The organism is Streptomyces sp. NBC_00224, from assembly GCF_041435195.1.
Taxonomy (GTDB): Bacteria; Actinomycetota; Actinomycetes; order Streptomycetales; family Streptomycetaceae; genus Streptomyces.
This window is the reverse complement of sequence record NZ_CP108106.1, coordinates 5,279,883-5,300,959: the sequence shown is the minus strand read 5'-3', so window position 1 is coordinate 5,300,959 and position 21,077 is coordinate 5,279,883. Positions and strand designations below refer to the sequence as shown.

The window sequence follows — 21,077 nt, the reverse complement described above, 5'->3', positions numbered from 1 at the left end:
GTCGCACAAATCTTCGCAAATCGTACGGGTCGTCAGATTCGGTCTACGCAGGGCGACGAGGGGGTCGCGGTTCCCCGTGCCCCTCAGGGGCGCGGGGAACCGCGCGACCAGCCCCCACCGGCCGGCGGACAGCGCCCTCCATCAAAGCGAAGCGCTCACGCGCCGAAGGCCTTCGCCTTCCCCTTGACCGGCTTCGCCCCGGCCAGCAGGTGCGACGGGACCAGATCGCGGGCGGGCTCGCTGTAGCCCACCGAGACGATCTTGTCGCCCCGGTACGTGAACGACGTCAGCGAGGCGAGCGTGCACTGCCGCTTGCGCGGGTCGTGCCACAGCCGCCGCCGCTCCACGAAGGAGCGCACGGTCCAGATCGGCAGCTGATGGCTGACCAGGACCGCCTCGTGGCCGCGGGCCGCGTCGCGCGCCGCGTCGAGGGCGCCCATCATCCGTACGACCTGCTCGACGTACGGCTCGCCCCAGGACGGGCGGAACGGGTTGGTGAGGTGCTTCCAGTTGGCGGGCTTGCGCAGGGCGCCGTCGCCGACGCCGAACGTCTTGCCCTCGAAGACGTTGCCCGCCTCGATCAGCCGCTCGTCGGTGCCGAGGTCAAGGCCGTGCGTCTTGGCGATCGGGGTGGCCGTCTCCTGGGCGCGCTCCAGCGGGGACGCCACCACGTGCGTGATGTCGCGGCCCGCCAGGTGCTCGGCGACCCGGTCGGCCATCTGCCGGCCGAGCTCGGAGAGGTGGTAGCCGGAGCGCCGCCCGTAGAGCACGCCGTCGGGGTTGTGCACCTCGCCGTGGCGCATGAGATGCACGACGGTGATGTCTTCGGTGTGGTTCTGGCTCATGCGGTGGCCTCCGCGGCGGCACGGGCGGCGGCGGGCAGCGCGGCCGCGATGCGCTCGATCGCGCGCTCGTCGTGGGCGGTCGAGACGAACCAGGACTCGAAGGCGGACGGCGGCAGGTAGACGCCGTTCGCCAGCATCGCGTGGAAGAAGGCGGTGAAGCGGAATGCTTCCTGCTTCTTCGCGCCCTCGTAGTCGCGCACCCCGTCGGGGGTGAAGAAGACGGAGAACATGTTGCTCGCCGTCTGGAGCCGGTGGGCGACGCCCTCCTTGGCGAGCGCGGCCGTCACGAGCGACTGGATCTCGCTCGACACCGCGTCGACCTTGGCGTACGCGGCGTCGTCGAGCAGCCGCAGCTGGGCCAGGCCCGCGGCGGTGGCGACAGGGTTCCCGGAGAGGGTGCCCGCCTGGTAGACGGGTCCGGCCGGGGCGAGGTGGGCCATCACGTCGGCGCGGCCACCGAAGGCCGCGGCCGGGAAGCCGCCGCCCATGACCTTGCCGAAGGTCATGAGATCGGGCTTGACCCCGTCGACGCCGTACCAACCGGCCTTCGACGTCCGGAAGCCGGTCATGACCTCGTCGGAGATGAACAGCGCACCGTTCTTGGCGCAGGCCGCCTTCAGACCGGCGTTGAAGCCGTCCGCCGGGGGCACGACGCCCATGTTGCCGGGCGAGGCCTCGGTGATCACGCAGGCGATCTCGCCCGGGTGGGCGTGGAAGGCCGCGTGGACCGCGTCCAGATCGTTGTACGGGAGCACGATCGTGTCGCCCGCCTGGGCGCCCGTGACACCCGGGGTGTCCGGCAGCCCGAACGTGGCCACGCCGGAACCGGCGGCGGCGAGCAGCGCGTCGACGTGACCGTGGTAGCAACCGGCGAACTTGATCACCTTGGCGCGGCCGGTGAAGCCGCGGGCGAGCCGGATCGCGGACATGGTCGCCTCGGTGCCCGAGGACACCAGCCGGACCTGCTCGACGGGCTCGATCCGGGCGACGATCTCCTCGGCGAGCGCCACCTCGCCCTCACCGGGCGTACCGAAGGAGGTGCCGCGCGCGACGGCCTCCTGCACGGCGGCGATGACGTCCGGGTGCGAGTGCCCGAGGATCATCGGACCCCAGGAACACACCAGGTCGACGTACTCGCGCCCGTCGGCGTCGGTCAGATAGGGCCCCTTGCCGGACACCATGAACCGGGGCGTACCGCCCACGGCGCGGAAGGCGCGGACGGGGGAGTTCACGCCGCCGGGCGTCACGAGGGACGCGCGGTCGAATAGCGTCTGCGAAACTGGGGCGTCGTATTCGTACGGATAGCTCACACAGGCCATGGTGGCAGAGGCCCGGACGTTCTTGCGGACAGGTGTTTCACCGCACCCCGGTGGGGGAGGTCACTGACACGATGATCGGGTTGCGCGCCGGGGGCCGCACCGTCTACAAAGCAGTCGGGCTACAAGCAATCGGGTGAAAGATATGCATCGCGGTGGCGGACTGGGCGAGGGGACCGATGACCGGGGTCCCGAGCGCGCCCGTCGGCGGGGACGGCACCGGCGCGACGCGGAAGAGCGCATCGAACGGATCGACCGCGTCACGGGTCCGGGAAACGGAAGTGGCCGAGTGGGGGTGACCTACAAGTACTTCGGCGCGCCCGACGGAGCCACCGCGGCCCGGGTGCCGATCTCGATGCGCCCCGAGGAGCTCGGCGGCGACGAGCTGGGCATGGGCGGCATGTTCACCAAGATCAAGCCGGAGACGGTGGCCGCGATGGTCCTCACCGGCATCCAGGGCATACCGCTGCACAAGGTCCCCCCGCTGGAGCTGGTGGTCCTCCACCCCGACTACGCGGTGGTCAAACTCCCGATGACGGTCGTGGACCCGCTGCGGGGCGTCGGCGAGGAGACGGTGGGCGCGGCGGCCTTCATCTGGTCCACGGTCCCCGACCGCGGCGGCCCGCGCGACGCGTTCAACGTCTACCAGCTGCTGCACGAGTGGCAGGACTTTTCTGTACGGCTGCATGAGGCTGGGCATCAGCCTTATTGCTTGGTGTGGCCGTAAGCCGGTAGGTCGGGCGCGGGGCGCTCAGGTTCTACGAGGATCGCCCCTCCGGGACGCCCAGGCTGAGGGCGTGCTCGCGGTAGTGGAGGGCGCGATGGGGTGCGGCTTGAGCCGACCCACGCCGGAACCACCCCCAGGACCGACCCCCACACCCCCTGGAGCTTCCTCCACCGGCATCTCATCTGCGATGTACATACGCCCAAAGCATCTGTAAATGCGGCCTGAACTGGCCTATCTTGTGGCACATGCAGTCCTACACGATCGGCCAGGCCGCCCGCCTGCTCGGGGTCAGCCCCGACACCGCCCGCCGCTGGGCGGACGCGGGTCGCGTCGCCACCCACCGCGACGACAGCGGCCGCCGTCTCATCGACGGCCGCGACCTGGCCGCGTTCTCCGTCGAGGTCGCCCAGAACGGCACCGGCGAGGACGACGTCTCGTACACCTCCGCCCGTAACGCCTTCCCGGGCATCGTCACCGCCGTGAAGCTCGGCGATGTCGCCGCCCAGGTCGAGATCCAGGCCGGTCCCCACCGGCTGGTCTCGCTGCTCACCCGGGAGGCCGTCGAGGAGCTGGGGCTCGAAGTCGGCATGCAGGCCACCGCCCGCGTGAAGTCGACCAGCGTGCACATCGACCGCGCTTAGACACGCCCGCTCAGGACACCCCCGTACGTCCACGTTCCAGCGGCGTCGCCGTCACCGGCGCGGCTCAGCACCCAAGGAGTACCGCCCCCATGGCCCCCTTCCTCACCCGGCGCCGCGCCGCGGCCGCCGTCGTCACCGCCGCGCTGCTCGTCCCCCTCGCCGCCTGCGGCAAGGACGACGACAACAAGAAGAACGACCCGGGCACCGCCAAGAGTTCCACCGGGGCGCCCGCGGCGAAGCTCACGGTTCTCGCCGCCGCCTCGCTGACCGACGTCTTCAAGGCGGCGGGCGCCGCGTACGAGAAGGGGCACCCGGGTACCAAGGTGACGTTCTCCTTCGCCGGGTCGCAGGAGCTCGCCGCCCAGGTCAAGCAGGGCGCCCCCGCCGACGCCCTGGTCACCGCCGACACGAAGACCATGGACGGGCTCAAGTCGGACACCGGCGCGGCGACCGTCATCACCAGGAACCGGCTCGTCATCGCCACCGGCAAGGGCAACCCGAAGAAGGTCGGCGCGCTCAAGGACCTGGCCGACACCAAGCTGAAGGTCGTGCTCGCCGCGCCCGAGGTGCCGGTCGGCCGCTACAGCAAGAAGGTCCTGGACGCGCAGAAGATCACGGTCAAGCCGGTCTCGCAGGAGCCGAACGTACGGGCCGTCCTCACCAAGGTCGAGCTCGGCGAGGCGGACGCGGGCATCGTCTACAAGACCGACGCCGCCTCCGCCACCGGCAAGGTCGACGCGGTGGAGATCCCGGACGCGCAGAACGCGGTGGCCCAGTACCCGGCCGCCACCCTGAAGGCCTCCAAGAACGCCGACGCGGCGGCCGCGTTCGTGCAGTGGCTCAGCAGCCCCGAGGCGCAGAAGATCCTCCAGGACGCGGGCTTCCAGAAGCCGTAACTCCCCTGCCGGGGCCGCCCGTTCCGTACGGGGGGCGAAACGGGCGGCCCCGGCCCCGCACCACCCCGAGAAGCCCACGAAGCCGCAAGCAGCCGCAAGAAGCCCCAGGAAGCCGCGATGAAGAGCAGCCGGTCGGACCGCTGGAGCAGGGGCGCCCGCTCCCGCGGCCTGCGCGCCCCCGTCACCCTGCTGGTGCCCGCGCTGGTCGCCGTGGCGTTCCTGCTGATGCCGCTCGTCGGCATCCTGGCCCGCACCTCCTGGGGCGACCTCGGTACGCATCTGACCAGCCCGGGCGTCACCGAGGCGCTGCGACTGTCCCTCCTCGTCTCCTTCTGGGCGCTCGGCCTCTCCCTCGTGCTGGGGGTGCCGCTGGCGTGGCTCCTCGCGCGCGTGGACTTCCCCGGCAAGGCGCTGGTGCGCTCCCTCGTACTGCTCCCGATGGTGCTGCCGCCGACCGTCGGCGGTGTGGCGCTGCTGCTCGGCTTCGGGCGGCGCGGGCTGCTCGGGCCGTGGCTGGAGGACACCTTCGGCATCACACTGCCCTTCCACACCTCCGGCGCGGTGGTCGCCGCCACCTTCGTGGCCATGCCGTTCCTGGTGATCAGCCTGGAGGGCGCGCTCGGCGGGCTGCGCCCCCGCTACGAGGAGACCGCGGCCTCCCTCGGCGCCTCCCCGTTCCGGGTGTTCCTGACCGTCACGCTGCCGATGGTCGCGCCCGGCCTCGCCGCCGGGGCCGCGCTGACGTGGGCGCGCGCGCTGGGCGAGTTCGGCGCCACGATCACCTTCGCGGGCAACCTCCCCGGCACCACCCAGACCCTCCCCCTCCAGGTCTATCTGCTGCTCCAGAACTCCCCCGAGGCCGCGACCTCCGTCTCCCTGCTGCTGCTCGCCATCGCGATGGCGGTCCTGGTCGCCCTGCGCGGCCGCTGGACAGGGGGCGGGACGCGTTCCGTATCCGTACTACGTACGGAGGAGAGTCGCGGTACGGAGGAGAGTCGCGCGTACGAGTCCGACGGGCCCACGTCCACCGATGCCCCGAAGTCGCCCTCCCCCGCCGGGCGCTGGGCGCTCCACGCCGAGGTCAGCGGGTTCACCGAGCTGACCCTGGACGCCGCGCCCGGCACCACCATCGCCGTCGTGGGCGAGAACGGCGCGGGCAAGACCACGCTCCTGCGCGCCCTGCTCGGACTCACCCCACGCGCGCGTGCCGGACTGCGCCTGGGCGACCAGGACGTGACCGGCCTGCCGCCGCACCGGCGCGGGGTCGCCTGGGTGCCGCAGGACGGCGCGCTGTTCCCGCACATGACGGCGCTCGCCAACACGGCGTACGGGCTGCGCGCCCAGGGCGTCGCGCGCGCCGAGGCCCGACGGGAGGCGCAGGCGTGGCTGGACCGGCTCGGCGTGGGCCGCCTCGCCCACCGCAGGCCCGGCCAGCTCTCCGGCGGCCAGGCCCAGCGGGTCGCACTGGCCCGGGCGCTCGCGGCCCGGCCCCGGCTGCTCCTGCTCGACGAGCCGCTGGCGGCCCTCGACCAGACGACCCGCGCCCGCGTCCGCCACACCCTGCGCACCCACCTCGACGGCTTCGGCGGGGTCTGCCTGATCGTCACCCACGACCCGGTCGAGGCGGTGTCGCTGGCGGACCGCGTCCTCGTGCTCGACGGCGGCCGCGCCCTCCAGGACGCCCCGCCCGCCGAGGTGACCCGCCACCCGCGCTCCCCCTGGGTGGCCCGGATGCTGGGCCGCAACGCCTGGCCGGGCGAGGCCGGCGCGGACGGGCTCGCGCTGCCCGGCGGCGGCCGGATCGTCGCGGCCGAGCAACTGCCCGCCGGCAGCCGCGCGTTGGCGATCATCGCGCCGGAGTCGGTCGCGGTCCACCGCGAACGGCCCGGCGGCAGTCCCCGCAACACCTGGCCCGGCACGGTCCGCGAGATCACCGCGACCGGCAGCCGGCTGCGCGTCCTGATCGGCTCTCCGGACGCCCCGGACCTGGTCGCGGAGATCACCCCGGAGGCGGCGGCCGAGCTGCGGCTGGCGGAGGGCGTGGCGGTCTGGTCGAGCGTGAAGGCGACCGAGGTCACGCTCGTACCGCTGTAGAGCGAGGGGGCGGAGGACGGGGCGGCCGGGGACAAGGCCCGGTGTCAGTGGCCGCGCCTAGACTGGCCGCCTGACTTCATCGCGTACGAAATCGCGTACGGGATCGCGTACGGAATCACGTACGGAATCACGTAGGGACACGGGCAGGAGGCGCCGGTGAAGAAGCTGACCAGTTCGTCGGGCGACGCGCCCGCCGACCCGTCCGCCGATCCGTCCGCCGAGGTGCTCGGCGAGGCGGCCGGGGTCTTCGGGCTGCTCGCCTCGCCCGCGCGGCTGCACATCGTCTGGGCGCTCAGCCACGGCGAGTCGGACGTGACCGGGCTCGCCGAGCGCGTCGGCGGGGCGCTGCCCGCCGTCAGCCAGCACCTGGCGAAGCTGAAGCTCGCCGGGCTGGTCCGCTCCCGCCGCGAGGGCCGCCGGGTGGTCTACCTGGTGAACGACCCCGAGGTGGTCGAGCTGGTGCGCTGGCTCGTGGCGCGGCTGGACGACCGGCTCGGGTCGGGCGCGACTCCGGGACTCGTCCGTGACCTGGGCGCCTGAGCGGCGTACCCCGCTGCAGGTGTTGCGCGCGCTCGACTCCGGGCCGCGCGGGCTGCTGGATTCCGAGGCCGACGCCCGCCTCGCGCGCGACGGTGACAACGTGCTGCCCACCCGGCGCACCCCGTCCTGGCCCCTCCGGCTCGTACGGAGTCTGCGGGACCCGTTCACGGCGGTGCTGGCGTCGCTGGCCGTGGTGTCGGCGCTGGTCGCGGCGTGGGGCACGGCGGCCGTCATCGCGGTCCTGGTGGCGGTGAGCTGTGTGCTGCGGGCGGCGGGTGAGTACCGGGCGGACCGCTCGGCGGCCGGGCTGCGCGAGCTGGTGGCGACCACGGCGACCGTGGTGCGCCGGGCGGGCCCGGACGCGGACCCGGCGCCGCGCGAGATCCCGGTGGACCAGGTGGTGGTGGGCGATGTGGTCCGGCTCGGCCCGGGCGACCTGGTCCCGGCGGATCTGCGACTGCTGCGCGCGACCGGGCTGACGATGCATCAGGCGGCGCTGACCGGCGAGTCGGCCCCGGTGCGCAAGTACCCGGCCGACGAGCCGTCCCCGGGCGGGAGCGGCTTCGACCGCCCGGAGCTGTGCTTCCAGGGCAGCAGCGTGGCCTCCGGCAGCGGTACGGGAGTGGTCGTCGCGACCGGCGCGGACACGCGGTTCGCGGCGGCGCACGGGGAGGCGGACGACGGCGGGGCGGCCTTCGGTGGGGCGGCCGACGGTGGGGCGGCCTTCGGCAGGCGGGCCTTCGGCAAGTGGGCTTACGGCAGGCGGGCTTACGGCAAGGTGCGCGGAGGTGATCGCCGTACGACCGCCTTCGACCGTTCCGTGTACGGCATCTCCTGGATCCTGATCAGATTCATGCTGCTCACGCCGCCGCTCGTCCTGATGGCGAACGCGGCGCTGCGCGGGCGCGGCCTGGAGACCCTGCCGTTCGCCGTGGCGGTGGCCGTCGGGCTGACCCCCGAAATGCTGCCGGTGATCGTCACCACGGCGCTGGCCCGGGGCGCGGCCACCCTGGCCCGTACGCACGAGGTGATCGTCAAACGGCTGCCCGCGCTGCACGACCTGGGCGCCGTCGACGTCGTCTGCGTCGACAAGACGGGCACGCTCACCCAGGACCGCCCGGTCCTCGACCGCGCCCTGGACGCGTCCGGCGCCGAGGACCCGGACGTCCTGCGCTGGGCGGCCGCCAACAGCCTGTGGACGCTCCAGCTCGCCGAGGTCCCGGCCGCCGACGCCCTCGACGAGGCCCTCCTCGACGCCGCCGAGCAGCGGCTGCCGGGCGGGCTCGACGCGCTGGAGCACGACCCGGTCGCGGCCCTCCCCTTCGACCCGGTGCGCCGGCTGTCCACCGCCGTCGTCCGCACCCCGGACCGCCTCGGCAGCCACACCCTGATCGTCAAGGGCGCCGTCGAGGAGGTCCTGGAGCGGTGCGCGCTCGGCGCCGGGGAGCGCTCCCGTATCACCGCGCTCGCCGCCGCCCGTGCCGACGACGGGCTGCGGGTGCTCGCCGTGGCGCTCGGCGAACGGCCCGCGCGGACGCGCGCATACACGACGGCCGACGAGCGCGGCCTCACCTTCGTCGGCCTGGTGGGGCTGCGCGACGCGACCGCCGAGACGGCCGCCGCCGCGCTGACCGCGCTGGCCCGCAGCGGCGTCGAGGTCAAGGTCCTCACCGGCGACCACCCCGGAACGGCCGCGCGGGCCTGCCGCGAGCTGGGCCTGCCGCCCGGGGAGGTGGTCACGGCCGACCGAACCAATGGACTGCCCGACGCCGAACTGGCCGAACTGGCCGCCCGCACCACGGTGTTCGCCCGCTGCACGCCCGACCAGAAGGCCCGGATCGTCCGCGTACTGCGCGAGCGCGGCCATGTCACCGGCTTCCTCGGCGACGGCGTCAACGACCTGCCCGCGCTGCGCGCCTCGGACGTCGGGATCTGCCCGCGCGACGCGGTGGACGTGGCGCGTGAGGCGGCGGACGTGGTGCTCGCGGCGAAGGACCTCACGTCCCTGGACCACGCGATCGCGGCGGGCCGCCGCAGCGGCGGCACGATAGCCAGCTATCTGCGGATCACCCTCTCCTCCAACTTCGGCAACGTCATAGCGATGCTGACGGCGGGGCTGCTCCTGCCGTTCCTGCCCATGCTCCCGGCGCAGGTCCTGGTCCAGAACCTGTGCTTCGACGCGGCGCAGCTGGCGTTCGCGTACGACCGCCAGGACCCGGCGGCCCTGCGCCGCCCGCTGCGGCTGCGCCCGCGCGAGGTGTTGCGCTTCGTCACCGGCTTCGGTCTGCTCAACGCCGCCGCCGACCTCGCGACGTTCGCCGTGCTGGCGTGGGCGGTGCGGGCGGGCAGCGACGCGGAGGGCCAGGCGTCGTTCCACACCGGCTGGTTCACGGAGAACCTGCTCACCCAGGCGCTGGTGATGCTCCTGCTCCGCACGGGCCGTGGCCGCCGCGGCCCGGTCTCCCTGGCGGCGTCCGCCCTCGCGGCGGTGGGTCTGCTGCTGCCCCTGACGCCCGTGGGCTCGGCGCTGGGGATGGCTGCGCTGCCGGTGGTGTATTACCCGTTGGTGGGGGTGGTGTTGGCGTTGTACGCGGGGGGATTGGGGTGGTGCGGGCGGGGGCACCGGTGATTTCCCCCCACCCCGCCCGTTCCCTTAACCCTCCGGGGGTGGGCGGGGGGTGGAGGCTCGTTTCCCGGGGGCTCCGCCCCGGGTCTCCGTTCGTCTGCGGGCCGACTGTGGCTGGTCGCGCAGTTCCCCGCGCCCCTGAAGGGGCCCGCACCTCGAACGCCCGAGGGGCCGGAGTTACCTAAGGGGCGCGGGGAACTGCGCGAGCAACCACAACCGACCCGCAGCCGAACACCGGGCCAAAAAGGGGCGCGGGGAACTGCGCGACCAGCCCCCACCGGGCCCGCAGACAAAAACAGTTCACCGGTGTCGCTGTCAGACCCCCCGCCTACAGTCCCCCCCATGGACACCCTCATCCACCTCACCCCGTGGTCCATCGACGACCTCCCCCTCCTCCACCACTCCAACTCCCCCGCCATGACCGCCCACATCGGCGGCCCGGAGGACGAGGAGAAGCTGTTGGCCCGGCAGCAGCGGTACGTCGCGCTGAGTCAGCGCGAGCCCGTCGAGGGCCGGATGTTCCGGGTCTCGCTCGCCGGGACGGACGAGGCCGTCGGGTCGGTCGGGTACTGGCCGCGCGAGTGGCGGGGCAAGGAGGTGTACGAGACGGGGTACGGGATCCTGCCGGAGTTCCAGGGCCGCGGGCTCGCCGTCGCCGCGATCGTGGCGGTCGCGCGGGCCGCGCGGGAGGCCGGCGGGCCGCGGGAGTTGCACGCCTACCCGTCCGTCGACAACGCCGCGTCGAACGTCGTCCTCCGCAAGGCCGGGTTCCGCCTCCTGGGCGAGGTCGAGTTCGAGTACCCGCCGGGCCACCCGCTCAAGTCCCACGACTGGTGCCTCGACCTCGGCCCCGAGGACCTCGCGGAGCAGCCGCTCGGCTAGGACACCGCTAGGACACCGCGCGCTCCTCAGCCCAGCTTCTTGTCGAAGTTGAACGCCGTGACCGCCATCCGCTCACGGAAGTAGAAGCGGTGCGCGTCCGTGCGGTGCGTGCCGGAGTCCAGGTTCAGGGACGTGCAGCCGGCGGCGCGCGCGATCCCCTCGACATGGGCGAGGAGCGCGTGGCCGACGCCCCGCGACCGCGCCGTCTCGGCCGTCACGAGGTCGTCCACGTACAGCTTGCGCACCGCGACGGTGGTGGCGACGATCCGCCACCCGGCCGCGCCCACGCACACCCCGTCCTCGCCGTACACGGCGGAGAAGCGCAGCCCCTGCCCGTACCCCTCGGCGTAGATCTCGCGGAACAGGTCCTCGGTGAGGTGCGGGCGCAGCTCGCGCAGGACGGGCAGCAGGTCGTCCGCCAGGCGCGGGTCGCCCGGCTCAAGGTCGATGATCTTCATCCGGGCACTGTAGGCACTCCGCGCCCCAGGAGGCCAGTGCCGCCCCAGGGCCGGGCCACCGGCACGTGATCGGCTCTTGTACGGACCGCCACGCACCCCCTAGAGTCCTAGGGTCCTAATGGAAGCAAGCCAATTAACCATTAGCTTGCGGTGAGGTCATTCAGGGGGATCCCGTGCTGCTTGCCCATATCAGCGATCTGCATCTCGACGGGGGCGCGCGAGCCGCGGAACGCGCCGCGCGGGTCGTCACGTACATCAACGCGATGTCCCGCCGCCCGGACGCCGTCCTGGTCACCGGCGACATAGCGGACCACGGCACCCCGGCCGAGTACGCCGAGGCGGCCGAGCTGCTCGCCCGTATCGACGCGCCGGTCCTGACGTGCCCCGGCAACCACGACGACCGCGCCGCGTACCGCAAGGGCCTGCTCGATCTGCCGGGCGAGCCGGGCGGCGCGGCCCCGGACCCGTACGCACCGGTCAACCGCCTGCACCGGGTGGGCGATTACGCGATCCTGATGTGCGACTCGACGATCCCCGGCGAGGACGGCGGCGTCCTGGAGGACACCACCCTGGAGTGGCTGGCCCGTACGCTCGACGCGCTCGACGACACCCCGGCGCTGATCGCCTTCCACCACCCGCCGACCGTGATCCACCACGAGTACCTGGACTCGATCAACCTCTCCAACGCCGACCGGCTGGCCGAGCTCCTGGCGGGGCGCGCGCATGTGCCCGCCGTGCTCGTCGGGCACGCCCACACCTCCGCCGCGACCACCTTCGCCGGGCTGCCGCTGCTGATCGCGCCGGGCGTGACGTCGACGCTGCGGATGCCGTGGGAGACCGGAGAAGGCCTGGTCAACATCGTCTCGCCGCCCGGGGTCGCCTTCCACGTCCTCGACGAGGACCGGCGGATCATGAGCCACTTCCGGGTCGTGGAACGGACCGACGCGCACCCCGCCGAGTAACCCCGCGCCACAACGAGACACGAAGGCTCACCGGAATCCACTTGACCGGTGGGCCTTCTTCGCGGATATTTATCTGCGTTACGCAGATACTGCGAAGCGCAGCTCCTGCGGAACGAACCCACTAACCCCTCTTAAAGAAGGCGAACCCCATGACCGTCCTCGTCACCGGCAGCCGCGGCACCGTCGGCTCCACCCTCATCTCGCTGCTCCGCGCCGCCGGCACCCCCGTGCGCGCCGCCTCCGCCGCCCCCGAAAAGCTCGACCTGCCCCCGGACGTCGCGACCGTACGGCTCAGCCTCGACGATCCGGAGACCTTCCCGGCCGCCCTCGCCGGAGTCCGCCAGGTCTTCCTGTACGCCAACCCCGCGCACATCGACGCCTTCCTCACCGACGCGAAGGCGGCCGGAGTCGAGCACATCGTGCTGCTCTCCTCCAGCTCCGTCCTGTACGCGGGCGCCGAGGACAACCCGATCGCGCGCCACCACCTCGCCGTCGAACAGGCCCTGAAGGCCTCGGACATCGACGCCACGTTCCTGCGGCCCGGCGCCTTCGCCGGAAACGCGGCCGGCTGGGCCTGGTCGATCAGGTCCACCGGCACGGTCGCCCTCCCCTACCCCGGCACCCAGGCCAGCCCCATCCACGAGGCGGACGTCGCCGACGCCGCCCACGCGGTGCTCGCCGAGCCCCGGCTGCGCGGCGCCGCGTACCACCTGACCGGCCCCGAATCCCTCACCGCCACCGAGCAGATCGCCGCGCTCGCCGCCGCCACCGGCCGCGAGATCGCGGTCGAGACGGTGAGCCCCGAAGCGTGGAAGGAGTCGATGGCCGCGTACATGGACGCCGCCGTCGCCGACGCGCTGCTCGCCTACTTCGCCTCGTACGACGGGCGCCCCGACGCGGTCACGCGCGGCGTCGAGGAACTGACGGCCCGCCCGTCCCGTACGTTCGCGGCCTGGGCTGCGGAGAACGCCGAGGCGTTCCGCCCGTAGCCCGCCGGGGCGCGCCCGGGGCCGCCCCAAATACGTGGCTCCCGCCCGCCACCCGATGGCATCCTGACGTCGTGAACGGACCCGAGATCCACTGTCGATTCGCCCCCGAGCTGCACCTCTTCGTCCCGGCGGAGCGCCGCGCGGGGCGTACGGCCGTGGTCACGGACGGCTCGTCCACGCTCGGCCATGTCGTCGAGTCGCTCGGCGTCCCGCTGACCGAGGTCGGCCGGCTCCTCGTCGACGGCCACGAGGTGCCCGTCTCGCACATCCCGCGCGCGGACGAGAGCGTCGAGGTGTACGCCGTCGACCGCCCCCAACAGGTCCCCGGCGCCCCGCTCCGCTTCCTCCTCGACGTCCATCTGGGCACGCTGGCCCGCCGGTTGCGGCTCCTCGGCGTCGACGCGGCGTACGAGAGCGAGGACATCGGGGACCCCGCGCTCGCCACGCTCTCGGCGGCCGAACAGCGCGTGCTGCTCTCCCGGGACCGGGGGCTGCTGCGGCGCCGCGAGATCTGGGCGGGCGCGTACGTCTACAGCCGCCGCCCCGAGGAGCAACTCCGCGACGTCCTGGGGCGGTTCGCGCCGGTGCTCGCCCCGTGGACCCGCTGCACCGCCTGCAACGCGCCACTCCGGGAGGCCGGCAAGGACTCCGTCCGCGAGCTCCTGGAACACGGGACGCGCAGCGCGTACGACGTCTTCGCCCAGTGCACGGCGTGCGAGCGCGTGTACTGGCGCGGCGCCCACCACGCCCGCCTGGAGGCGATCGTCGAGGACGCGATGGCGGAGTTCGGCGGGGCGGCGACGGGCGGACACTGACAGCGAGGCAGGCGGGTGCTGGCGACTCGTCAGAGCCGCTCAGTCATCCGCTCAGTCATCCGCCGGTTCAGAACTGCCCGCCCCTGAGCCGCTCGATCTGCGCACCGGAGAGCTCCACCGTCCGCCGCATATGGGCGATGAGCAGCGCGATCTCGCCGTCGTCGTACGCGTCGAACATGGTGAACCACGCCCCGTTCAGCTTCCCCCACACCGCACCCAACTCGGCCATCCGCTCGGGCACCGCCTCGACCAGGACCTTGCGCCGGTCCTCGGTGTCGCGCCTGCGCGTGACGTATCCGGCTTTCTCCAGGCGGTCGACGAGCCGGGTGGCCGACCCGGTGGTGAGCCCGGTCAGCTCCGCGATCCGCCCCGTGGTGACGGGCCCGGGCTCAAGTCCCAGCAGGTTGAGGCACTGCAGGTCGGTGGGGTGCAGTCGCAGATGGTCCGCGAGCGCCTGGTTGAACAGGGCGTACGAGGCCATGTAGCGACGCGACTCGACACCGAGCTCGGTCATGAGACGGGCACGGCCGTCCTTCTTCTGCGGCATGCAGAAATTGTACGACGCAGGGACTGCCCAGGGGCGGGGTCAGGGCGTCTCCGCCGTGAGGTAGCGCTGCACGGTGGGTGCGAGCCAGGCGATCACCTCTTCGCTGGTCATCTCCACGGCGGGCGGGAACTTCAGCACGTACCGCGCGAGCGCCATCCCGAGGATCTGCGAGGCGGCCAGGGCCGCGCGGCGCGGCGCGTCGGCGGGGTCGGGGCAGATCCCGGCCGCGACCGGCCCCAGCTGGTCGCCGAGGACAGCCCGCATCCGCTCGGCCCCGGCCGCGTTGGTGACGCCGACGCGCAGCATCGCGGTCAGCACGTCGTCACCCTCCCACCGGTCGAGGAAATGGGTGACGAGGGCGGCCCCGATGTGCTTGTCCGGCAGTGCGCCCAGGTCCGGGAAGCGCAGGTCGAGTTCGGAGGCGGCGGCGAACAGGCCCTCCTTGTTCCCGTAGTAGCGCATGACCATCGACGGGTCGATGCCCGCGTCACGCGCTATGGCGCGGATGGTCGCGCGCTCATAGCCGTCGGCCGCGAAGCGCTCGCGGGCGGCTTCGAGGATCGCGGCCTTGGTGGCGTCGGAGCGGCGGGGCCCGGCGGTGGGGGCGTCGGTTGTCATGTCAACAACTGTAGGCCAACAGGTGTTGACACGCCAGACCCGACGGCTCTACATTTGCCAACAAGCGTTGACCAACAAGCGTTGGCACCGAGGAGGTCGCTATGAACGGCACCACCACCGGCACTACCGACACCGCCGATGTTCTCGTCGTGGGCGCGGGCCCGACCGGCCTGCTGCTCGCCGGGGACCTCGCGGCGGCGGGCCTGGGCGTCACGCTCATAGAGCGCCGCCCGCGCGGTACGAGCACGATGACGCGCGCCTTCGGTGTCCACGCCCGCACGCTGGAGCTGCTCGACGCCCGGGGCCTGGCGGACGAGCTGGTCGCCACCGGCACGGCGGTCGACCGGATGAGCGCGTTCCGCCGCCTCTCCCTCGACCTGAGCCGCCTGCGCTCGCGCTTCCCGTATCTGCTGGTGACACCGCAGTACGAGGTGGAGCACCTCCTCGAACGCCGGGCGCGGGAGGCGGGGGTGGAGTTCCGCCACGAGACGGAGCTGATAGGCCTGCGGCAGGACGAGGACGGGGTGACCGCCGAGGTGAGGGGAGCCGAGGAAGGCGGCGACCACGCCGAGACCCACCTCCGCGCCCGCTATCTCGTCGGCGCCGACGGCCTGCGCAGCGCCGTGCGCCACGCCCTGGACCTGCCCTTCCCCGGCACCTCGGTGATCCGCTCCATCGTGCTGGCCGATGTGAAGCTCGCCGAGGAGCCCGGCGGATCGCTCAGCGTGGCGGGCTCGGACGAGGCGTTCGCCTTCATCGTCCCCTTCGGCGACGGCTACTACCGGGTGATGGGGTGGAACAGGAAGCACCAGGTCCCCGACAGCGCCCCGATCGACCTCGACGACGTCCGCGAGATCACCCGCCAGGCCCTGGGCACGGACTACGGAATGCACGACGCCCGCTGGCTCTCGCGCTTCCACAGCGACGAGCGCCAGGTCCCCAGCTACCGGACGGGCCGCGTCTTCCTCGCCGGCGACGCCGCGCACTGCCACTCCCCCGCAGGGGGACAGGGCCTCAACACCGGCATCCAGGACGCCGCCAACCTGTCCTGGAAGCTCACCGCCGTGCTGCGCGGCGACACCGCCGACCCCGAGGCGCTGCTCGACAGCTACCACGAGGAGCGGCACCCCGTCGGCGCGGCGGTGCTGCGCACCAGCGGCGCGATAGTCCGGCTCGCCATGGCGCACAACCCCGTGCAGCGGACGGCCCGTTCCCTCCTGGCCCGCCTCCTGAACGGGGTGCGGCCCGCGCGGGACAAGGCGATGGGCCGGATCAGCGGCATCGGGATCGCCTACCCGGCACGGCGCGGCGCCCACCGACTCACGGGGACGCGTGTCCCGGACCTGACGCTGACGGAGGGCCGCCTGTACGAGCTGCTGCGCGAGGGCGAGTTCGTCCTGGTGACGCCCGAGGACGGACACACGGCGGCGACACCCGCGGCCACGGCGCCCGCACGGCGGCTCATACGGGCGCACTGGAACGGCGCCCGCCGCACCACGCTCCTGGTCCGCCCCGACGGCCATGTGGCATGGGCGAGCGAGACCCCGGACGCCACCGCCCTCGAAGAGGCCCTGCACCACTGGACGGGCGAGCGGGGAGCCGTCGCGGCGGGGCAGGCGTAAGGAGCCGCTCGCGGGGGCGACTTCAGCAGCCCGCCCCGCCGCGACGGCTCCCAAGGCCGCCGGGAAACCCACTCAATACGCGTACTTGTCCCCCGTGGCAGGCGCCAGCACCCGGTGCGTGTTGTTGTCCGGGTTGCGGTCGCCCGCGCCACCGCTCCAGGAGGTGTTGATGTTCACGACGACCTCGGCCGGGCTGCCCGCGACACGCAGGTCCAGCGCGAACGCCCGCCCCGCCCCGGCGGCCCGCATCGCACCCGTGGAGCAGAGCACCGTCTCCGGACTGCCGCGCAGGCACCCCGGCGGCAGCTGCTCGGCCCCGGAGAGCGGCGCGGAGAACCGCAGGCGCACGGTGGCGTCCGGGACGGCGGCGGGCCCGTGGTTCGACGGCTCGACCCACACGCCGACGCGCCCGTCCCAGAGGGAGATGTGCCCGTGGTAGGCGAGATCGGCCTCGGAGGCGGGTGCGACGGCGCCCGGATCCGAAGCCGCCGGGGCTCCCCCGACACCGAAGCCGCCGAAGCCGCCGACCGTATCCGTACCAACCAGCGCCACACCGGTGGCGGGCGCGACACCCATGCGGCCCACGGGATCGCCCACACCGCCGTGCGCGGCGCCGCCGTGGGCCACCCCGGCCGACGGCCCGCACACGGCCACCAGCGCGGCGGCGGCCCCCACCGCGAGCCACGAGTACCCCGAGAACCCCGTGAACCGCCTGAACCCCCCACGCATCCCACTCATCCAGCGCATCCGACGCATTCCACGCATCCCAACCATGCCCGAAAGATACCTTTAGCGGCTTATATTCCTGGGTTGCCACCCCGATGCGTGCGACTCTGTCCCCATGCTCGTCGCCCGCTCCGTGCTCCTGTTCCTCCTCGCCGCCGTCTTCGAGATCGGCGGGGCCTGGCTCGTCTGGCAGGGCGTCAGGGAGCACCGGGGCTGGATCTGGATCGGCGCGGGGGTGATCGCGCTCGGCGTGTACGGGTTCGTGGCGACCCTCCAGCCGGACGCCGAGTTCGGCCGGATCCTGGCCGCGTACGGCGGGGTGTTCGTCGCGGGCTCACTGGCCTGGGGCATGGTCGCCGACGGCTACCGCCCGGACCGCTGGGACATCACCGGCGCGCTGGTCTGCCTGGCCGGGATGGCGGTCATCGTGTACGCCCCACGCGGCCGCTGAGGACAGTCCGCCCGCGCCCGGCAGCCACCCCCGCCAAGGGAGGACCTCGACGCCCGCCCCGCCCCCCCGGCCCTCACCCGGCCCGGCCTATCCTGACCGCATTCCGATCATTCGCGCGAGGAGTACGCCATGACCGCCACCGGGACCCCCATCGCCGTCGTCACGGGCGCGAGCAGCGGTATCGGTGCCGCCACCGCGCGGCAACTGGCCGCCGCCGGCTACCGCGTGGTGCTCACCGCGCGCCGCAAGGACCGCATCGAGGCGCTGGCCGCCGAGATCAACGCGGCGGGCCACCAGGCCACGGCGTACGCCCTGGACGTCACCGACCGCGCGGCCGTGGACGCCTTCGCGGGCGCCTTCCGCACCATCGGCGTCCTCGTCAACAACGCGGGCGGCGCGCTCGGCGCCGACCCCGTCGCCACCGGCGACCCGGCCGACTGGCGCCAGATGTACGAGACGAACGTCATCGGCACGCTCAACGTCACCCAGGCCCTGCTCCCCGCGCTCGACGCGTCCGGCGACGGCACGGTGGTCGTCCTCTCGTCGACGGCGGGCCACGCCACGTACGAGGGCGGCGCGGGCTATGTCGCCGCGAAGAACGGCGCCCGGGTCATCGCCGAGACCCTGCGCCTGGAGATCGTCGGCCGCCCGGTCCGGGTGATCGAGATCGCGCCCGGCATGGTGAAGACGGAGGAGTTCGCCACGACCCGCTTCCGCGGCGACGACGAGAAGGCGGCGAAGGTCTACGCGGGCGTGGCGGAGCCCCTGACGGCCGACGACGTGGCGGAAACGATCACCTGGGCGGTCACCCGCCCCCCGCACGTCAACATCGACCTCCTGGTGGTCCGCCCCCGAGCCCAGGCCTCCAACACCAAGGTCCACCGCGAGCTGTAGCCCGCGGGCACCACGGCCGAGGGGATCGTCGGGCCACTGCCCGACGACCCGTTCAGCCCTTCACGCACACGACCTGCTTCAGCTTGGCGACGACCTCCACCAGGTCCCGCTGCTGGTCGATGACCTTCTCGATCGGCTTGTACGCGCCCGGGATCTCGTCCACGACGCCGGAGTCCTTGCGGCACTCCACGCCCCGCGTCTGCTCCTCCAGGTCGCGGGTCGTGAACTTCCGCTTCGCCGCGTTCCGGCTCATCTTGCGGCCGGCGCCGTGCGAGGCGGAGTTGAAGGACGCCGCGTTGCCGAGGCCCTTCACGATGTACGAGCCGGTGCCCATCGAGCCCGGGATGATCCCGTAGTCCCCGGATCCGGCGCGGATCGCGCCCTTGCGGGTGACCAGCAGGTCCATGCCGTCGTACCGCTCCTCCGACACATAGTTGTGGTGGCAGCTGATCACCGGCTCGAAGGTCACCTTGGCCTTCTTGAACTCCTTCCGGACCACGTCCTGGAAGAGCGCCATCATGATCGCGCGGTTGTACTTCGCGTACTCCTGCGCCCAGAAGAGATCGTTCCGGTACGCCGCCATCTGCGGGGTGTCCGCGATGAACACCGCCAGGTCGCGGTCGACCAGACCCTGGTTGTGCGGGAGCTTCTGGGCCTCGCCGATGTGGAAGTCGGCCAGCTCCTTGCCGATGTTCCGGGACCCGGAGTGCAGCATCAGCCAGACCGAATCCGACTCATCGAGACAGAACTCGATGAAATGATTTCCGGATCCGAGCGTTCCCATCTGCTTGACAGCCCGTTCCTGACGGAACTTGACCGCGTCCGCCACCCCCTCGAACCGTCCCCAGAAGTCGTCCCAGCCCGCCGTGGCGAAGCCGAAGAAGCGGGTCGGGTCCACTGCGGAGTCGTGCATCCCCCGCCCGACCGGAATAGCCTGTTCGATCTTGGAGCGGAGGCGGGAGAGGTCACCCGGGAGGTCGTTCGCGGTCAGGGACGTCTTGACCGCGGACATGCCGCAGCCGATGTCGACGCCGACCGCCGCCGGGCAGACCGCGCCGTGCATGGCGATGACCGAGCCCACCGTCGCGCCCTTGCCGTAGTGGACGTCCGGCATCACGGCCAGGCCCTTGATCCACGGCAGCGTGGCGACGTTGCGCAGCTGCTGCATCGCGCCGTCCTCGACCGTCGCCGGGTCCGCCCACATCCGGATCGGGACCTGTGCGCCCGGTACCTCTACGTACGACATAATTCCTCGTTCCCCCGAGTCTCCCGAGTCTCCACAGTCACCCCAGTTGGGTGATTTGACTGGTTTTCCCGAAACATTCCTTTGCGCCATCATGCGCCTGGTGCGCAAAAACCGTCACCAAAGACCACAAACAGGACAGTGGACCGGCGTTCACGGCAGCGCGTGCGATAGACATTGTGTCCAGCCGCCGCCTTCCGGCGGCAACCGCTTTTCCTCTGAAGGGAGCCTGGGAACCGTGCAGCGAAAGGCGTACGTGCCCGGTGTGGCGCTCCTCGTGGCGCTCGTCGCGGGCTGCTCCTCGGGCTCCGGCACCGACGGCACCGCCACGGACTCCAAGGCGGGCGTGCCCAAGGCGGCCGCCGCGCCGCCCGGCCGGTACCGCACCCTGCCCGAGCCGTGCCGAGCCGTGAACAAGGGCGTCCTCAAGGACATGCTGCCGGGCGCCGCCGAGCTGCCGGACGACCAGAAGGCCAAGGCGTACGCGGGGGCCGCCGAGCTCACGTACGACACGGACCGGCGCGTGGGCTGCCGCTGGAAGGACGAGGCGCCGGACGGGGCGCGCCGGCTGTTCGTCGACTTCGAGCGGGTCGTTTCGTACGACCCCGCCGTCAGCGACGACGACCGGGCGAAGGCCGTCTACGGGAAGAAGGAGTCGGCCGCCAAGCTGCCCGCCCCGAAGGACGGGGGCAAGGACACCCCCCGGGGCACCCCCCGGACCGGCGGCAGCGGCAAGCCGGGGACCACCGGCGCCGTCCCCTCCGCGAAGCCCTCCGGCAAGCCCTCCCCCGGGCTGCGCGCCCAGAGCCGGGCCGCCTCCTCCGCCGCGCCGACCCCCACCACTGCGACCCCCTCCCCTCCGGTCTCCTCCGGCCCGCCCGCCACCACCCCCGACGGGCTCCGGCCGCGTATCCTCACCGGGCTCGGCGACGCCGCGTATCTGGACGACGCGCTCACGGCGAGCGGATCGGCCGCCCAGCGCCGTACCGTCACCGTCGTCTTCCGTACGTCCAATGTGATCGTGACCGTCGAGTACACGGAACAGCCGAGCTCTCCGAACGCCGCCGCCCCCGACAGCCAGGAACTCCAGGAGAAGACCCAGGCCCTGGCCGCCAAGCTCGCCGAGCTCTTCGGCGAGTGAGCGCGCCGGGCCATCCGATCGACCCCATGAGCGACCAGCCAGCA

General features: G+C 72.7%; 21 protein-coding genes. 14 read left to right on the top strand and 7 right to left on the bottom strand.

The annotated features are described in order from the left end of the window. Positions 1–155: 155 nt before the first annotated feature. Together OG965_RS23630 and hemL are read right to left on the bottom strand one after the other, a co-directional pair. The gene (locus tag OG965_RS23630; protein WP_371654073.1) at positions 156–845 is read right to left on the bottom strand and encodes a histidine phosphatase family protein; all 690 of its coding nucleotides are present in this window, start codon (positions 843–845) and stop codon (positions 156–158) included. Next, positions 842–2,164 (bottom strand): glutamate-1-semialdehyde 2,1-aminomutase, encoded by a 1,323-nt coding sequence (gene hemL / locus OG965_RS23625; protein WP_371654072.1) that lies wholly within the window; start codon positions 2,162–2,164, stop codon positions 842–844. The genes OG965_RS23630 and hemL overlap by 4 nt, the downstream gene beginning before the upstream one ends. 142 nt (positions 2,165–2,306) lie before the next feature. Between hemL and OG965_RS23620 the strand changes: the two genes are divergently transcribed. The 7 genes from OG965_RS23620 (at position 2,307) to OG965_RS23590 (ending at position 10,567) form a co-directional block, all read left to right on the top strand. Next, complete coding sequence (locus tag OG965_RS23620; RefSeq protein WP_079125728.1) at positions 2,307–2,888, top strand: hypothetical protein; 582 nt, start codon at positions 2,307–2,309, stop codon at positions 2,886–2,888. 245 nt (positions 2,889–3,133) lie between these two features. After that, positions 3,134–3,529: a molybdopterin-binding protein gene (locus OG965_RS23615; RefSeq protein ID WP_190093134.1), complete on the top strand. Its 396-nt coding sequence runs from the start codon at positions 3,134–3,136 to the stop codon at positions 3,527–3,529. Between the two features lie 89 nt (positions 3,530–3,618). Continuing rightward, a complete protein-coding gene (gene modA, locus OG965_RS23610) occupies positions 3,619–4,425 on the top strand; it encodes a molybdate ABC transporter substrate-binding protein (RefSeq protein WP_371654071.1) in 807 nt (268 codons plus the stop codon). A gap of 117 nt (positions 4,426–4,542) precedes the next feature. Further along, complete coding sequence (locus OG965_RS23605; RefSeq protein WP_371654070.1) at positions 4,543–6,519, top strand: ABC transporter permease; 1,977 nt, start codon at positions 4,543–4,545, stop codon at positions 6,517–6,519. A 156-nt stretch (positions 6,520–6,675) separates the two neighbouring features. After that, positions 6,676–7,059, top strand: coding sequence for an ArsR/SmtB family transcription factor (locus OG965_RS23600; protein WP_371654069.1), 384 nt, complete (start codon positions 6,676–6,678; stop codon positions 7,057–7,059). Further along, positions 7,043–9,688: an HAD-IC family P-type ATPase gene (locus OG965_RS23595; protein ID WP_371654068.1), complete on the top strand. Its 2,646-nt coding sequence runs from the start codon at positions 7,043–7,045 to the stop codon at positions 9,686–9,688. The genes OG965_RS23600 and OG965_RS23595 overlap by 17 nt, the downstream gene beginning before the upstream one ends. A gap of 339 nt (positions 9,689–10,027) precedes the next feature. Further along, complete coding sequence (locus OG965_RS23590; RefSeq protein ID WP_371654067.1) at positions 10,028–10,567, top strand: GNAT family N-acetyltransferase; 540 nt, start codon at positions 10,028–10,030, stop codon at positions 10,565–10,567. A 26-nt stretch (positions 10,568–10,593) separates the two neighbouring features. Here the strand turns inward: OG965_RS23590 and OG965_RS23585 are convergent, their stop codons facing one another. Then, positions 10,594–11,025, bottom strand: a complete 432-nt coding sequence (locus tag OG965_RS23585; protein WP_371654066.1) for a GNAT family N-acetyltransferase — start codon at positions 11,023–11,025, stop codon at positions 10,594–10,596. Positions 11,026–11,198: 173 nt separating this feature from the next. Here OG965_RS23585 and OG965_RS23580 point away from each other — a divergent pair, with 173 nt between their 5' ends. From OG965_RS23580 to OG965_RS23570, 3 genes are all read left to right on the top strand, one after another. Further along, the gene (locus OG965_RS23580) at positions 11,199–11,987 is read left to right on the top strand and encodes a phosphodiesterase (protein ID WP_371654065.1); all 789 of its coding nucleotides are present in this window, start codon (positions 11,199–11,201) and stop codon (positions 11,985–11,987) included. A 149-nt stretch (positions 11,988–12,136) separates the two neighbouring features. Further along, positions 12,137–12,976, top strand: a complete 840-nt coding sequence (locus tag OG965_RS23575; RefSeq protein WP_371654064.1) for an NAD(P)H-binding protein — start codon at positions 12,137–12,139, stop codon at positions 12,974–12,976. A 71-nt stretch (positions 12,977–13,047) separates the two neighbouring features. Beyond that, entirely contained in the window at positions 13,048–13,791 is a 744-nt protein-coding gene (locus OG965_RS23570; RefSeq protein WP_371654063.1) for a Mut7-C RNAse domain-containing protein, read from the top strand. Between the two features lie 67 nt (positions 13,792–13,858). Here OG965_RS23570 and OG965_RS23565 read toward each other — a convergent pair whose 3' ends face one another. Further along, positions 13,859–14,338 carry a MarR family winged helix-turn-helix transcriptional regulator gene (locus OG965_RS23565; RefSeq protein WP_371654062.1) on the bottom strand — a complete coding sequence of 160 codons (480 nt, stop codon included), beginning with the start codon at positions 14,336–14,338 and terminating at the stop codon, positions 13,859–13,861. 39 nt (positions 14,339–14,377) lie between these two features. Next, positions 14,378–14,956: a TetR family transcriptional regulator gene (locus OG965_RS23560; protein ID WP_371654061.1), complete on the bottom strand. Its 579-nt coding sequence runs from the start codon at positions 14,954–14,956 to the stop codon at positions 14,378–14,380. A gap of 101 nt (positions 14,957–15,057) precedes the next feature. Between OG965_RS23560 and OG965_RS23555 the strand changes: the two genes are divergently transcribed. Next, on the top strand, positions 15,058–16,578 hold the full coding sequence (locus tag OG965_RS23555; protein ID WP_371654060.1) for an FAD-dependent oxidoreductase: 1,521 nt from the start codon (positions 15,058–15,060) through the stop codon (positions 16,576–16,578). Positions 16,579–16,650: 72 nt separating this feature from the next. On the opposite strand, the gene OG965_RS23550 is transcribed toward OG965_RS23555, so the two are convergent. Next, positions 16,651–17,307, bottom strand: coding sequence for a hypothetical protein (locus tag OG965_RS23550; protein WP_371654059.1), 657 nt, complete (start codon positions 17,305–17,307; stop codon positions 16,651–16,653). Between the two features lie 112 nt (positions 17,308–17,419). On the opposite strand from OG965_RS23550, the gene OG965_RS23545 reads away from it, so the two are divergent. Continuing rightward, positions 17,420–17,755, top strand: a complete 336-nt coding sequence (locus tag OG965_RS23545) for a YnfA family protein (RefSeq protein WP_371654058.1) — start codon at positions 17,420–17,422, stop codon at positions 17,753–17,755. A 129-nt stretch (positions 17,756–17,884) separates the two neighbouring features. Further along, on the top strand, positions 17,885–18,649 hold the full coding sequence (locus OG965_RS23540; RefSeq protein ID WP_371654057.1) for an SDR family NAD(P)-dependent oxidoreductase: 765 nt from the start codon (positions 17,885–17,887) through the stop codon (positions 18,647–18,649). A gap of 52 nt (positions 18,650–18,701) precedes the next feature. On the opposite strand, the gene OG965_RS23535 is transcribed toward OG965_RS23540, so the two are convergent. After that, positions 18,702–19,895, bottom strand: coding sequence for an RtcB family protein (locus tag OG965_RS23535; protein ID WP_371654056.1), 1,194 nt, complete (start codon positions 19,893–19,895; stop codon positions 18,702–18,704). Positions 19,896–20,130: 235 nt separating this feature from the next. Between OG965_RS23535 and OG965_RS23530 the strand changes: the two genes are divergently transcribed. Continuing rightward, positions 20,131–21,033: a DUF3558 domain-containing protein gene (locus tag OG965_RS23530; protein ID WP_371654055.1), complete on the top strand. Its 903-nt coding sequence runs from the start codon at positions 20,131–20,133 to the stop codon at positions 21,031–21,033. Positions 21,034–21,077: the final 44 nt, after the last annotated feature.

What these genes read in the sequence shown, in the direction of transcription:
- OG965_RS23630 (WP_371654073.1), bottom strand. Translation starts at nt 845, where the DNA reads ATGAGCCAGAACCACACCGAAGACATCACCGTCGTGCATCTCATGCGC.
- hemL (WP_371654072.1), bottom strand. Translation starts at nt 2,164, where the DNA reads ATGGCCTGTGTGAGCTATCCGTACGAATACGACGCCCCAGTTTCGCAG.
- OG965_RS23620 (WP_079125728.1), top strand. Translation starts at nt 2,307, where the DNA reads ATGCATCGCGGTGGCGGACTGGGCGAGGGGACCGATGACCGGGGTCCC.
- OG965_RS23615 (WP_190093134.1), top strand. Translation starts at nt 3,134, where the DNA reads ATGCAGTCCTACACGATCGGCCAGGCCGCCCGCCTGCTCGGGGTCAGC.
- modA (WP_371654071.1), top strand. Translation starts at nt 3,619, where the DNA reads ATGGCCCCCTTCCTCACCCGGCGCCGCGCCGCGGCCGCCGTCGTCACC.
- OG965_RS23605 (WP_371654070.1), top strand. Translation starts at nt 4,543, where the DNA reads ATGAAGAGCAGCCGGTCGGACCGCTGGAGCAGGGGCGCCCGCTCCCGC.
- OG965_RS23590 (WP_371654067.1), top strand. Translation starts at nt 10,028, where the DNA reads ATGGACACCCTCATCCACCTCACCCCGTGGTCCATCGACGACCTCCCC.
- OG965_RS23585 (WP_371654066.1), bottom strand. Translation starts at nt 11,025, where the DNA reads ATGAAGATCATCGACCTTGAGCCGGGCGACCCGCGCCTGGCGGACGAC.
- OG965_RS23575 (WP_371654064.1), top strand. Translation starts at nt 12,137, where the DNA reads ATGACCGTCCTCGTCACCGGCAGCCGCGGCACCGTCGGCTCCACCCTC.
- OG965_RS23565 (WP_371654062.1), bottom strand. Translation starts at nt 14,338, where the DNA reads ATGCCGCAGAAGAAGGACGGCCGTGCCCGTCTCATGACCGAGCTCGGT.
- OG965_RS23560 (WP_371654061.1), bottom strand. Translation starts at nt 14,956, where the DNA reads ATGACAACCGACGCCCCCACCGCCGGGCCCCGCCGCTCCGACGCCACC.
- OG965_RS23555 (WP_371654060.1), top strand. Translation starts at nt 15,058, where the DNA reads ATGAACGGCACCACCACCGGCACTACCGACACCGCCGATGTTCTCGTC.
- OG965_RS23550 (WP_371654059.1), bottom strand. Translation starts at nt 17,307, where the DNA reads ATGCGTGGGGGGTTCAGGCGGTTCACGGGGTTCTCGGGGTACTCGTGG.
- OG965_RS23545 (WP_371654058.1), top strand. Translation starts at nt 17,420, where the DNA reads ATGCTCGTCGCCCGCTCCGTGCTCCTGTTCCTCCTCGCCGCCGTCTTC.
- OG965_RS23540 (WP_371654057.1), top strand. Translation starts at nt 17,885, where the DNA reads ATGACCGCCACCGGGACCCCCATCGCCGTCGTCACGGGCGCGAGCAGC.
- OG965_RS23535 (WP_371654056.1), bottom strand. Translation starts at nt 19,895, where the DNA reads ATGTCGTACGTAGAGGTACCGGGCGCACAGGTCCCGATCCGGATGTGG.